This window comes from Micromonospora sp. NBS 11-29 (genome assembly GCF_002140155.1).
In the GTDB taxonomy this organism is placed as follows: Bacteria; Actinomycetota; Actinomycetes; order Mycobacteriales; family Micromonosporaceae; genus Micromonospora.
Window position 1 is genome coordinate 212,736 of record NZ_NAPR01000002.1, and the last position, 12,222, is coordinate 224,957.

Below are 12,222 nucleotides of genomic sequence, written 5' to 3' on the forward strand. Positions count from 1 at the left end.
CCCCGACCTCGGGCCCGACCTCCGGGCCGACCACGGGTCCGCCGCCGAGCGGCGGCAACGGCCGGATCGTCGGGGTGCAGTCGGGCCGCTGTCTCGACGTGCCCAACTCCACGCAGACCAACGGCACCCGGGTCCAGCTCTACGACTGCAACGGCCAGTCGAACCAGCAGTGGACGTACACCGCCAGCAAGCAGTTGATGGTCTACGGCAGCAAGTGCCTCGACGCGAACGGCGCGGGCACCGCGAACGGCACCGGAGTCATCATCTACGACTGCAACGGTCAGTCGAACCAGCAGTGGAACGTCAACTCCAACGGCACCATCTCGGGCGTGCAGTCCGGTCGCTGCCTGGACGTCTGGGGCACCGGCAACGGCCAGCAGGTCCAGCTCTACGACTGCCACGGGCAGACCAACCAGCAGTGGCGGACCGACTTCGGTGGCGGCACCTCGCCGACGCCGACCACGTCCCCGACCACGTCCCCGACCTCCACGCCGCCGCCGAACGGCTGCGCGCTGCCGTCGACCTACCGTTGGTCGTCCACCGGCGCGCTGGCGAGCCCGAAGAACGGCTGGGTCTCGGTCAAGGACTTCACCAACGTCGTCTACAACGGCAAGCACCTGGTCTACGCGTCCAACGTCAACAGCAGCGGCCAGTACGGCTCGATGAACTTCGGCCTGTTCACGAACTGGTCCGACATGGCCTCGGCCAGCCAGACCGGAATGAGCCAGGGCACGGTGGCGCCCACGCTGCTCTACTTCGCCCCGAAGAACATCTGGGTGCTGGCGTACCAGTGGGGACCGACCTCGTTCAGCTACAAGACGTCGAGCGACCCGACCAACGCCAACGGCTGGTCCTCGGCGCAGACGCTGTCCACCGCCACCCTCCCGGACGCCCCGTACGGTGTGATCGACCAGACGCTCATCGGCGACGACCAGAACATGTACCTCTTCTTCGCCGGGGACAACGGCAAGATCTACCGGTCGAGCATGTCGATCGGGAACTTCCCGGGCAGCTTCGGATCGAGCTACACGACGGTCATGACCGACTCGACCAACAACCTGTTCGAGGGCGTCGAGGTCTACAAGGTGCAGGGCCAGAACCAGTACCTGATGCTCGTCGAGGCGATCGGAAGCCAGGGGCAACGCTACTTCCGGTCGTTCACGTCCTCCAGCCTGGGTGGCTCGTGGACCCCGCAGGCCACCAGCGAGAGCAACCCCTTCGCGGGCAAGGCCAACAGCGGCGCCACCTGGACCAACGACATCAGCCACGGTGACCTGGTGCGCACCAACCCCGACCAGACCAAGACCGTGGACGCCTGCAACCTGCAGCTCCTGTACCAGGGCAAGGACCCCAACGCGGGCGGCGACTACAACCTGCTGCCGTGGCGGCCGGGTGTGCTGACCCTGCAACGCTAGAACCTGCTCCGAACACGAGGGCGTGTCCGGCACCACACGGTGCCGGGCACGCCCTCCCGGCTCAGTCGGCCAGGTCCTCGGCGAGCAGGTCCATCAGCAGCGCGTCGTGCCAGCGCCCGTCGGCACCGCGCTCGTAGCGGCGCATGATGCCCACCGGACGGAACCCCACCTTCGCGTACGCCCGGATCGCGGCCGTGTTCGCCGCCGCCGGATCGATGGTGAACCGGTGGTGGCCGTACTCGTCGACCAGGTGCCGGGCCAGCGTGCGCACGGCGTCCCCGCCCAGCCCGGAGCCGCGTGCCGCCGGGTCGAGGAAGATGTCCAGGCTGGCGTGGCGGTAGTCCGGGTCGGTCTCGGCGTACCACTGGATCGCGCCGACCAGCCGACCGGAGTGCTCGATCACGTAGACGCCCAGGGCCTCGTCCGCCAGGTCGGCGCGGACCGCCCCGGCCAGGTCGTCCCCGCCGCGCCACCAGCGCCGCACCTCCGGGGTGGCCCGGATCGTGGCCAGCGCGTCCACATCCGCGTCCGTCGCCGGCCGCAGCGTCACCGCCCGCCCCCGCAGCACCTCAGCCCCGCCGCTCGCCGTGCTCGACGCAGACCGCCGACCAACCGGCCGGCACGACCTGCACCTTCATCCGCCGCCGGCAGGACGCGCACCAGCGCGGCGGCTCCAGCGCCCGGGCCGCCGCGCACGCCGCGTGCGGCCCCGCGGCCACCGACTCGCCGCACCGGTCACACCAGCGCGGNCCAGCTTCGTCACGGTCGCCTCACAGGGTCGCGGAGAGCGCCTTCACCGGCATCTTCAGGTCGTCCAGCAGCTTCAGGTCGTCGGTCGCCGGGCGGCCCAACGTGGTCAGGTAGTTGCCGACGATGACCGCGTTGATGCCGCCGAGCAGGCCGTCGCGGGTGCCGAGGTCGCCGAGGGTGAGTTCGCGGCCGCCCGCGTACCGCAGGATGGTGCGCGGCATGGCCAGCCGGAACGCGGCGATGGCCCGCAGCGCGTCCTTGCCCTCGACCACCGGCCGGTCACCAAGCGGGGTGCCCGGGCGCGGGTTGAGGAAGTTCAGCGGCACCTCGTGCGGGTCCAGCTCGGCGAGCTGGGCGGCGAACTCGGCCCGCTGCTCCACCGTCTCGCCCAGCCCGAGGATGCCGCCGCAGCAGACCTCCATGCCGGAGTCGCGGACCATCCGCAGCGTCTCCCAGCGCTCCTCCCAGGAGTGCGTGGTGACCACGTTCGGGAAGTAGGAGCGGCAGGTCTCCAGGTTGTGGTTGTAGCGGTGCACGCCCATCTCGACCAGCTCGTCGACCTGCTCCTGGGTCAGCATGCCGAGCGAGGCGGCGACCTGGATGTCGACCGCCGCCCGGATGGCGGCGACGCCCTCGCGCATCTGCGTCATCAGCCGGGCGTCCGGGCCGCGGACGGCGGCCACGATGCAGAACTCCGTCGCCCCGGTCGCCGCGGTCTGCTTCGCGGCCTCGACCAGCGCCCGGATGTCCAGCCAGACCGACCGGACGGGCGAGGTGAACAGGCCGGACTGGGAGCAGAAGTGGCAGTCCTCCGGGCAGCCGCCGGTCTTCAGCGAGACGATGCCCTCGACCTCGACCTCGGGGCCGCACCAGCGCATCCGGACCTCGTGGGCGAGCTGGAGGGCGGCGGGCAGGTGCTCGTCGGGCAGGTTGAGCACCGCGAGGATGCCGGCCTGGTCGAGGCCGACGCCGTTGCCCAGCACCCGGGTCCGGGCCTGGTCGAGGATCTCTGGCATGGCTCGTAACCTAACAGGCCGCGCAGACGCCGGGGAACCGCTGTTGGCGGGCCGGCGAGCCGGCACCGCGCCACGCCGGGGCCGGCCGGCCGGGTGGTAACTTCGCCCGGCGGAAGCGCCCGGGCGGGCGCGGGCTCGACGGGAGGGACGGCGCGGTGGCGGACTGGCTGGCGGCCCTGGACCGCGACGCCGAACGGCGGGCCGAGGCGGGGCTGACCCGCACGCTGCGTCCGCGTGCTGCCGACGACGCCGTGGTCGACCTGGCCGGCAACGACTACCTGGGCCTGGCCGCCCACCCGGAGGTCACCGCCGCCGCCGCGACGGCCCTGTCCCGGTACGGCCTGGGCGCCACCGGGTCGCGCCTGGTGCGCGGCTCCACCGACCTGCACCACGCGCTCGAGGACGAGCTGGCCGGCTGGCTCGGCGTCGACCGGGCGCTGGTCTTCTCCTCCGGCTACCTGGCCAACCTCGCCGCCGTCCGGGGCCTGACCCAGCCGCGTACGCTGCTCGTCTCCGACGCCCACAACCACGCCTCGCTGATCGACGGCTGCCGGATCTCGCGCGCCGAGACGCTGGTGACGCCGCACGCGGACGTGGCCGCGGTGGCCGACGCGCTGGCCGCCGCGCCGGGCCGCCCGGCCGTGGTGGTGACCGAGTCGGTCTTCTCCGTCGACGGCGACCTCGCCCCGCTCGTGGAGCTGCACGCGGTGGCCCGCCGGCACGGCGCGCTGCTGCTCGTCGACGACGCGCACGCGCTCGGTGTCACCGGCCCGGCCGGTGCCGGCGGGGTGGCCGCCGCCGGGCTGGCCGGCGAGCCCGACGTGGTGGTGACGGCGACGCTGTCCAAGGCGCTCGGCGGGGCCGGCGGCGTGGTCGCCGGGCCGGCGGAGTTCGTCCGGCACCTGGTGGAGACCGGCCGCACGTTCATCTTCGACACCGCGCCGCCACCGGCGGTGGTGGCCGGGGTGCACGCCGCGGTGCGGCTGGCCCGGGCCGGCGACGCGCTGCGCGCCGAGCTGGCCGACCGGGTCGCGCTCGCGGTGCGCCGGCTGGGCGCGGCCGGGCTGTCCGTCTCCGCGCCCGACGCGGCGGTGGTCTCGGTCACCGCGCCGGGGCCGGAGGCGGCGACCGCCTGGGCGGCCGCGTGCCGGGAGCGGGGCGTCGCGGTCGGCTGCTTCCGCCCGCCGTCCACGCCCGACGGCCGTTCCCGGCTGCGGCTGACCGTCGGCGCCGGGGTGGACCGGGCGGACTTCGCACGGGCCCTGGACGTGATCGTGGAGTGTGCGCGGGAGGGTTCATGAGTGACGGCTGGACCGGAGCGGTGCTGGTGACCGGCACCGACACCGAGGTCGGCAAGACCGTGGTGACCGCGGCCGTCGCCGCCGCCGCGCAGGCGGCCGGCCTGCGGGTCGCGGTGGTCAAGCCGGGCCAGACCGGTACGGCCACCGGTGAGCCCGGCGACGTCGACGCGGTGAACCGGCTGGCCGCCCCGCTCACCGGTCGGACGCTGGTCAGCTACCCGGACCCGCTCGCCCCGCTGGCCGCGGCCCGGGTCGCCGAGCTGCCGCCGCTGGAGCTCTACAGCGCGGTCGACGCGATCCGCGAGGAGACCGACAAGCACGACCTGGTGCTGGTCGAGGGCGCCGGGGGGCTGCTCGTACCGATGGGGGTGCGCCCGTCCGGCGAGCCCTGGACGGTGGCCGACCTGGCGGTGTCGCTGGGCGCGCCGGCCGTGGTGGTGGCGCGGGCCGGGCTGGGCACGCTCAACCACACCGCGTTGACGTTGGAGGCGCTCGAGCGGCGGGCCGTCCCGGCCGGTGTGGTGATCGGCGCCTGGCCGGCCGAGGCCGAGCTGGTGCACTGGCTCAACCTGTCCGAGCTGGTGCCGAACCTGCTCGGCGCGCTGCCGGCCGGCGCCGGTGGGATGGACCCGGGCGTCTTCCGCCGCTCCGCCCCAGGCTGGCTGACCCCCGCGTTGTACGGCGTCCTGGACGACTGGCGCACCTGGGCCGAGCAGGAGTAAGGAAGGGCACCTTCTTAACGCCTCCGGTAGAGGCGGGGCCCCTTATTAACAGCGCAAGGCGTCAGCGGCGGGCGCCGGGCGGGTTCGGGTCCAGCTCCCACACCCGGGTGTGCTTCACCCGGACGCTCTCCAGCGCCTCGGGCACCGGCACCTCGTACCCGGCCAGCTCGTGGAAGCGCTCGCGGGGCAGGAACGCCCGGTCCGGGTCGCCGACCAGCACCCGCGCGCCGGAGCGGGCCGCCCGGAGCAGGAAGCGCAGCATCCGCCGGGCCATCGCCTCGCTGTAGAAGACGTCACCGGCGAGCACCACCTCCGCGTCCCCGGCGTCGGAGTCGAGGACGTCGGCCAGTTCGGCGTCGACGCGTACCCCGTTGGCCTCGGCATTGAGCGCGACCGCCGCGACGGCCCGCTCGTCCACCTCGACCGCCCGGACGGCGGCCGCGCCGGCCCGGGCGGCGGCGATGGCGACCAGGCCGGAGCCGGCGGCCAGGTCGAGCACCCGGCGGTCGGCGACCAGCTCCGGGTGGTCGGTCACGTACCGGGCGAGCGCCTGCCCGCCGGCCCAGGCGAACGCCCAGAACGGCGGCGGTTGGGCGCTGTGGAACTCACCCTCGGTCAGCTCCCAGAGGCCGATCGGCTCGTCGGCCTGGTGCAGCCGCACCTCGGGGACGAAGGCGACCGGGGCGAGGCGGGCGTGCAGCCGGACGAACGCGGCGGACAGTTCGGACACGCGGTGATTGTGGCCCACGGTCGATCCCGGGCGTGTCGCCGGGCCACCGTGACCGGTTCACCACGGTCGGTGAAAAGGCACCCCGATGTTGACGTTGGATGCGAACACGCCCGTCTACCGGCGGGCGGGGCGCGCTCCTAGCGTTGCGGGTGGACACGAGCGAGCTGAGGAGGCGTGGTGGGCGGGTGGCGGCACGCGCTGCGGATCGGGCTGGTGATGACCGCCCTGGCCGGGACCGGGTACGGCGGGGCCGTGCCGGCGCGGGCCGCGGCGGCCTTCTCCACGGAGCTGAGCGGCCTGCCGGACGAGTTCACCGGCGGCAACCGGGTGGAGACGCTCTCCGCGGTGGTGTCCCGGTCCGACCCGGGCGCCCGCTCCGAGTGCGTCAAGGTGCGCTGGTCGATGCTGCTGCGGGTGCAGGGTCTGCGGCTGGACCAGGTCAAGATGGACCGGGTGGAGGAGACCGGCTCGTTCCCGCTGGAGATCCGCGCCGAGGGGGACACCGCCCGCCTGACCGACCGGGAGTTGGACCCGGGGGTGCTCTGCCCGGGTCGCACCGTCACCGCCCGCTACCGGGTGGCCTTCGCCGAGGACGTCGGACGCGGTCGGGTGAGCTTCGCCGCCGAGGCGTACGACCCGCAGGCGCGGCTGCTGGCCCGGCGGGCCNACCGCCGAGCCGACCGTTTCGCCCACGGGGGAGGCGGCCACCGAGGAGCCCACGCCGGAGGAGTCGACCGACGCCGAGCCGACCGAGGCGGCGGTGGTCGAGCCGCCACCGCCGGGCGCGGCCGGTCGGCCGGTCGCGGCCACCGGCGCCTTCGGTCCGGTGCAGGCCGCGTTCCTGCTCGGCGGGCTGCTGCTCTTCCTCGGCGCCGGCCTGCTGCTGCGGATGCGACGCCTGCTGCGCCCGGCCGGCGAGCCGGTGGCGGGCCTGCCGCCGCCGCTCACGCGGCGACAGACCCGGCGGCGCTGGCGCTGACCGCCGTCAGCCGGCGGCGGCCTCGACGAAGGCGGGCGTGCCGCCGGCGTCCCGCGGCGGGCGCAGCGACAGTACGGAGCCCAGGCCGGCGACCTCGGCCAGGTCGACGGTGAACTCGGCGGCCAGGGACCGGCGCAGGTACGCCAGCGAGGTGTCGTCGACCGGGGACATCTCCGGTGCGTCGGCCCCGGTGGCGACCAGGTGCACCTCACCGGCCAGCAGCAGCGACGAGTTGACGAACTGGCACAGCTCCGGCCAGAGCAGGTACCGCCAGAAGTCCACGCTGACCACCGCGTCGAGGCTGCCCGGCGGGATGGGCGGCGCGAGGCCGATCAGGTGGAAGTTGGTCGGCCCGACCGGGGCGGCGTAGTCGAAGGTCAGCGCCGAGTCGGGCAGCTTGGCGTCGGCGCTGCCGGTGCCCACCCAGAGCGTGCGGTCGCCGGGCAGCCGGTCGGCGAGATGCGCCACGGCGGGGCCGATCGCGCAGGTCGAACGCTCGACGCAGGCGCGGACCAGGGAGCGGTAGAGCATGATCCGCCGGACCGCCTCGGGGCCGACGATGACGCTCAGGAACTCCCACTCCAGGCAGGGGTAGACCGCGGTGATGGACCGGGTGTTGGCCATCATCTCCATCCAGTTGCGGCCCATGTTGCGGTGGTGCGGCAGGTGGACGACGCGCGCCTCGTCGTCGTACCCGAAGGCGGCGCCCTCCCGGTCGACCCGGTAGAACAGCTCGATGTCCTCCATGCCGTAGCTCAGCGCGAACTCCTCGCGGAAGCCGCCGGCCCGGTCGAACAGCTCGCGGGACAGCGAGATGTTGTGGGTGTAGGCGACCGTCCAGGCCACCTCGAGCCAGTCCCGCCGGTCGTCCGGCACGCCGGCGGGCGGGAACCGCATGTCGCCGCCGTGCGGTGAGAGGCGGGGGATCGCCGCGGGATCGTCGCGCAGCACGGCGCCCAGGTGGGCCAGGCCGATGTCGTCCCGGCGGCCGATCAGCACCTCCGGGTTGCCGGGGACGCGGTGGTGGGCCAGGTGCCGCTCCAGCAGGTCGGGCAGGGCCCAGGAATCGGCGTCGAGGAAGACCAGCAGGGGCGCGGTGGCGTGCCGGACGCCCTCGTTGCGGATCGCGGAACGGCCCCGGCGCTCGGCGGACTCCACCAGTCGCAGGCGCAGCCCGGCACCGGCGGCGAGCGCCTCCGGGTAGCCGTCCGGCGAGCCGCCGTCGCGTACCACGACGACCTCGAAGCGGTCCGGTGACAGCGTCTGGCGGGCCAGCGCCCGCAGGGTCAGCTCCAGACAGTGCGGGTCCTGGAAGGTCGGCATCACCACGCTCAGCTCGGGGGCGCCGGTGGTCTGCAACGACATGGAAGATCTCCGTTCGTCGGAGGGGCGGCGGGCAAGCGCCGCCGGGCCGCCGACGCGGCGGGGGTTGGTTGCGGGAACGCCGCGTGGCGCTCTCGGGATAACCCGACGATAACCGTACGCAAAGTTTTCCGTCACCGAAGGTAGGGGTCGATAGGGGTGACTGCCTTGACAAATCATCACCTCTTGTAAATGGGGGCGTCGGCTGCCACAGTCGGGTCACGAAGTCGACCGATCGGAGCCCGACGATGCGCATCGACACCGTCCCGTGGCGGGACACCCGCAAGCCGCTCTGGCCGCTCGCGCTGCTCGTACCGGCGCTGCCGTTCATGGCGTGGACGCTCTGGCACGCCACCGGCGCGGGCTGGGCCTGGTGGCTCACCCCGGCGGTGGTCTTCGGCGTCATCCCGGTGGTCGACCTGCTGATCGGCGACGACCGGGAGAACCCGCCCGAGGCGGCAGTGCCGGCGTTGCAGGCCGACGGCTACTACCGCTGGCTCACCTACCTCTACCTGCCCGCCCAGTACGCGGCGCTGGTGCTGTGCTGCGCGGTGTGGGCCGGCGGCCGGCTCTCCTGGCCGGCGGCGGCCGGCCTGGTCGCCACCGTCGGGGTGGTGGACGGGATCGCCATCAACACGGCCCACGAGCTGGGGCACAAGCGGGAACGCCTGGAGCGCTGGCTGTCCAGGATCGCCCTGGCCCCGACCGGGTACGGGCACTTCCACGTCGAGCACAACCGGGGGCACCACACCCGGGTCGCCACCTTCGAGGACCCGGCCAGCTCCCGGCTGGGGGAGACGTTCTGGGCGTTCTGGCCGCGTACCGTCTGGGGCAGCCTGCGCTCGGCCTGGCAGTTGGAGGCCGGTCGTCTGCGCCTGCGCGGCCGCAGCCCGTGGACCTGGCGCAACGACGTGCTCACCGCCTGGGCGATGACCGTGCTGCTCTACGCCGTGCTGGCGGTGGTGTTCGGTCCCGGTGTGCTCATCTTCCTCGGGCTTCAGGCGGTGGTCGGCTTCTCCCTGCTGGAGGCGGTCAACTACCTGGAGCACTACGGGCTGGCGCGGCAGCGCACCGCCGCCGGCCGCTACGAGAAGGTCGACCCACGGCACAGCTGGAACAGCGACCGGACCGTCACCAACGTCTTCCTCTTCCAGCTCCAACGGCACAGCGACCACCACGCCAACCCGTTGCGCCGCTACCAGACGCTGCGCAGTTTCGACGCCTCGCCGCAGTTGCCGGCCGGCTACGCCACCATGGTGGTCGTCGCGCTGCTGCCGCCGCTCTGGCACCGGATCATGGACCCCCGGGTCCTGGCCCACTACCAGGGCGACCGCTCCGCCGCGAACGTCCACCCCCGGGCGCGTTCCACCTCGACCGAGGGGAAGCCGGTCAGTCGAGGTGGCTGGGTTCCAGGCCGAGTTCACGGGCGGCGACGAGGCGGATCCACTCGGCGGTCTGCCGACGGGTGATCACGCGCTCGTGCACCGCCTGCTGGACCGCCAGGCCGTCCATGACGGCGCTGATCCGCCACGCGGCTCCGGCCGGGTCGGGGCAGTCGAAGGTGCCGTCGGCGACCCCGTCGGCGATCACCGCCGCCAGATCCTGCCGCCACCGCAGGTCGAGCCGGCGGGAGAGCTTCTCCAGCTCCGGGGNGGAGCGGACCACCGTGTCGAGGCGGGCGAGGTCCTGCTCCACGGCGTACGCGAAGGCCTGGGCGAGCAGCCGGTCCTTGGTGGCGAAGTGGTAGAAGACGAGCGCCTGGCTGACCCCGGCGGCCTCGGCGACGTCCGCCGTGCGGGTGTTGGCGAGCCCCCGTTCCGCGATGACCTCGCAGGCCGTGCGTAGCAGCGCGTCCAGGCGGATCTCGGCGGCACGTCTCGTCACATCGTTACGGTAACCCATCCGAATGACCACGAGCAGTAACCAATCCGGCCAGTCGGCGGTAGGACAGTCGGATGCCGGACACTCGCCCGTCGGCCAGGATTCCCAGGTGGGCGCGCTTGCGAGAGGCGTCGTCCGGCTACCACCCAGGCTCCTAGGAAGCTCTACGGGGCGCTCTGCCCCCGACCGACCCCGGAACGCGCGGACGGGGGGCCCGATTTGGCAACCGTTCCCGGGCTCGGCTAAAGTTCTCATCCGTCACCGGATAACACCGGGGGCGTGCGGACGTAGCGCAGCTGGTAGCGCATCACCTTGCCAAGGTGAGGGTCGCGGGTTNGAGATGCCGCCACGCGAGTCGGGGGCAACCTCGGTGGAGTGGCCGAGAGGCGAGGCAACGGCCTGCAAAGCCGTGTACACGGGTTCAAATCCCGTCTCCACCTCGGCAGTTGACGAGGGCGATTGGCGCAGTGGGAGCGCGCTTCCTTGACACGGAAGAGGTCACTGGTTCNAGCGAAAAAGGTCGTGTCGATCATTTCGACACGACCTTTTTCGTCCCGGCGGTGCCGGCGCGTCACGGGGTCCCGCGATCGGCCCGCCTGACCGAGACTGGGCGGGTGAACGAACAGCAGACCCGAGCCCAGCATTTCCGTTCCCTGCACCTGCCCGGAGAGCCGCTGATCCTGGTCAACGTCTGGGACGCGGCGAGCGCCCGGATCGTGGCCGCCGCCGGCGCCCACGCGATCGCCACCACCAGCGCCGGCGTCGCCTGGAGCCGCGGCGCGCCGGACGGCGACGCCCTCGGCCGGGACGCCGCGGTGGACGTGATCCGCCTGGTCGCCGCGGCGGTGCGGCTCCCGGTCACCGCCGACGTCGAGGCCGGGTACGGCGACACCCCGGATGACGTCGCCACCACCATCTCCGCGGTGCTCGCCGCCGGCGCGGTGGGGGTGAACGTGGAGGACGGCCGGCACGACGGCGGCGAGCCGCTGCGCCCGGTCGACGAGCAGTGCGCCCGGCTCGCCGCGGTCCGGTCCGCCGCCGACCGGGCCGGCGTCCCGCTGTACCTCAACGCTCGGGTGGACACGTTCCTGCGCCGGGCCGGCGGGGTCCCGGAGACGGTGGCGCGGGCCGAGGCCTACCTGGCGGCCGGCGCCGACGGCATCTTCGTGCCGGGGACGGTCGATCCCTCGACCGTGGCGGCGCTGGTGGCGGCGATCCCCGCGCCGCTGAACGTGATGGTCCGTGCGGGCGGCCCGCCGGTGGCCGAACTGGCCCGGCTCGGAGTGGCCCGGGTCAGCCTCGGGCCGACGGTGGCCGAGGCCGCGTACGCGGTGGCCCAGCGGGCGGCGGCGGAGGCGTTCGGCGCCGGGACGTACGACGCGGTGGCCGACGCGCTCGACTTCGGCACGTTGAACGCGCTGATGCGGGACTGACCCGGGGCGCGGCACGTCCCCGGACGCGTCGACGGGGGCGCCACGCGGCACCCCCGTCGGCCGGCACCCGGGGACCGATCAGCTCCGTCGTCCCCCGGTCGGTCGGGTCACAGCGGCGGGGCGACGTCCCGGCGCTCCTCGACCCGGCGGTACTCCACCGGCTGCTCGGCGGTGGTGACCACCGTGCGGCGCCGGCCCCAGACCAGCGTCGTCATGATCAGGCCGAGCACGCCGGCCGCCATCAGGATCCAACCGACGACGTCGAGGTCGACGCCGCCGACGTTGGCGTTCAGCGCGAACGTGAGGATCGCGCCGGCCGCGATCAGGAAGATGCTCGTACCGATACCCACGACAGCCTCCTTCAGGGGGGTGGTTGTGCTGTCGCCTTCCTCATTACCCGGGCGGCGAGCAGCGCAATCACCGCCCCGTCGCGACCCGGCGGGGGGCTGCCGCGCGGCGATCTTGGCATCGGGTAGACTTTCCCCCGTCGCCGACGCGAGCCGGCGACGACGCGGACGTAGCGCAGCTGGTAGCGCATCACCTTGCCAAGGTGAGGGTCGCGGGTTNCGAACTGCCCCGGGCGATTGGCGCAGTGGGAGCGCGCTTCCTTGACACGGAAGAGGTCACTGGTTC

General features: G+C 73.5%; 12 protein-coding genes, 1 tRNA gene and 1 pseudogene. 7 read left to right on the plus strand and 7 right to left on the minus strand.

What is annotated here, in order from left to right:
- A partial coding sequence (locus tag B1205_RS00960) for a non-reducing end alpha-L-arabinofuranosidase family hydrolase (protein WP_254909612.1) occupies nucleotides 1–1,415 on the plus strand: 1,415 nt, incomplete at its 5' end.
- A gap of 61 nt (nucleotides 1,416–1,476) precedes the next feature.
- Here B1205_RS00960 and B1205_RS00965 read toward each other — a convergent pair.
- The 3 genes and pseudogenes from B1205_RS00965 to bioB all read right to left on the minus strand — a co-directional run bounded on the left by B1205_RS00965 (nucleotide 1,477) and on the right by bioB (nucleotide 3,181).
- Nucleotides 1,477–1,983, minus strand: a complete 507-nt coding sequence (locus tag B1205_RS00965) for a GNAT family N-acetyltransferase (RefSeq protein WP_089153872.1) — start codon at nucleotides 1,981–1,983, stop codon at nucleotides 1,477–1,479.
- Between the two features lies 1 nt (nucleotide 1,984).
- Nucleotides 1,985–2,158, minus strand: a pseudogene (bsaP, locus tag B1205_RS29440) (biotin synthase auxiliary protein BsaP); the annotation flags it as partial.
- A gap of 27 nt (nucleotides 2,159–2,185) precedes the next feature.
- The gene (gene bioB / locus B1205_RS00970) at nucleotides 2,186–3,181 is read right to left on the minus strand and encodes a biotin synthase BioB (RefSeq protein ID WP_089153873.1); all 996 of its coding nucleotides are present in this window, start codon (nucleotides 3,179–3,181) and stop codon (nucleotides 2,186–2,188) included.
- Nucleotides 3,182–3,336: 155 nt separating this feature from the next.
- On the opposite strand from bioB, the gene B1205_RS00975 reads away from it, so the two are divergent.
- Together B1205_RS00975 and bioD are read left to right on the plus strand one after the other, a co-directional pair.
- Nucleotides 3,337–4,482 (plus strand): 8-amino-7-oxononanoate synthase, encoded by a 1,146-nt coding sequence (locus B1205_RS00975; RefSeq protein ID WP_089153874.1) that lies wholly within the window; start codon nucleotides 3,337–3,339, stop codon nucleotides 4,480–4,482.
- The gene (bioD, locus tag B1205_RS00980) at nucleotides 4,479–5,204 is read left to right on the plus strand and encodes a dethiobiotin synthase (protein ID WP_089153875.1); all 726 of its coding nucleotides are present in this window, start codon (nucleotides 4,479–4,481) and stop codon (nucleotides 5,202–5,204) included. Before B1205_RS00975 ends, bioD begins: the two co-directional genes overlap by 4 nt.
- 61 nt (nucleotides 5,205–5,265) lie before the next feature.
- Here the strand turns inward: bioD and B1205_RS00985 are convergent, their stop codons facing one another.
- Entirely contained in the window at nucleotides 5,266–5,934 is a 669-nt protein-coding gene (locus B1205_RS00985; protein ID WP_089153876.1) for a class I SAM-dependent methyltransferase, read from the minus strand.
- 760 nt (nucleotides 5,935–6,694) lie between these two features.
- Between B1205_RS00985 and B1205_RS30590 the strand changes: the two genes are divergently transcribed.
- A complete protein-coding gene (locus B1205_RS30590) occupies nucleotides 6,695–6,913 on the plus strand; it encodes a hypothetical protein (protein WP_254909613.1) in 219 nt (72 codons plus the stop codon).
- Nucleotides 6,914–6,919: 6 nt separating this feature from the next.
- On the opposite strand, the gene B1205_RS00995 is transcribed toward B1205_RS30590, so the two are convergent.
- Nucleotides 6,920–8,278 (minus strand): glycosyltransferase family 2 protein, encoded by a 1,359-nt coding sequence (locus B1205_RS00995; RefSeq protein ID WP_089153877.1) that lies wholly within the window; start codon nucleotides 8,276–8,278, stop codon nucleotides 6,920–6,922.
- A 245-nt stretch (nucleotides 8,279–8,523) separates the two neighbouring features.
- Between B1205_RS00995 and B1205_RS01000 the strand changes: the two genes are divergently transcribed.
- Nucleotides 8,524–9,744 carry an alkane 1-monooxygenase gene (locus B1205_RS01000; RefSeq protein WP_089153878.1) on the plus strand — a complete coding sequence of 407 codons (1,221 nt, stop codon included), beginning with the start codon at nucleotides 8,524–8,526 and terminating at the stop codon, nucleotides 9,742–9,744.
- Here the strand turns inward: B1205_RS01000 and B1205_RS01005 are convergent.
- Nucleotides 9,665–10,159 carry a TetR/AcrR family transcriptional regulator gene (locus B1205_RS01005; RefSeq protein WP_089153879.1) on the minus strand — a complete coding sequence of 165 codons (495 nt, stop codon included), beginning with the start codon at nucleotides 10,157–10,159 and terminating at the stop codon, nucleotides 9,665–9,667. The two genes, B1205_RS01000 and B1205_RS01005, sit on opposite strands and share 80 nt — an antisense overlap.
- Nucleotides 10,160–10,525: 366 nt before the next feature.
- Here B1205_RS01005 and B1205_RS01015 point away from each other — a divergent pair.
- Both B1205_RS01015 and B1205_RS01020 read left to right on the plus strand, forming a co-directional pair.
- A tRNA-Cys gene (locus tag B1205_RS01015) sits at nucleotides 10,526–10,596 on the plus strand.
- 174 nt (nucleotides 10,597–10,770) lie between these two features.
- Nucleotides 10,771–11,589: an isocitrate lyase/PEP mutase family protein gene (locus B1205_RS01020; protein WP_089153880.1), complete on the plus strand. Its 819-nt coding sequence runs from the start codon at nucleotides 10,771–10,773 to the stop codon at nucleotides 11,587–11,589.
- A 107-nt stretch (nucleotides 11,590–11,696) separates the two neighbouring features.
- On the opposite strand, the gene B1205_RS01025 is transcribed toward B1205_RS01020, so the two are convergent.
- Nucleotides 11,697–11,939, minus strand: a complete 243-nt coding sequence (locus B1205_RS01025) for a DUF6458 family protein (RefSeq protein WP_089153881.1) — start codon at nucleotides 11,937–11,939, stop codon at nucleotides 11,697–11,699.
- Nucleotides 11,940–12,222 lie beyond the last annotated feature (283 nt).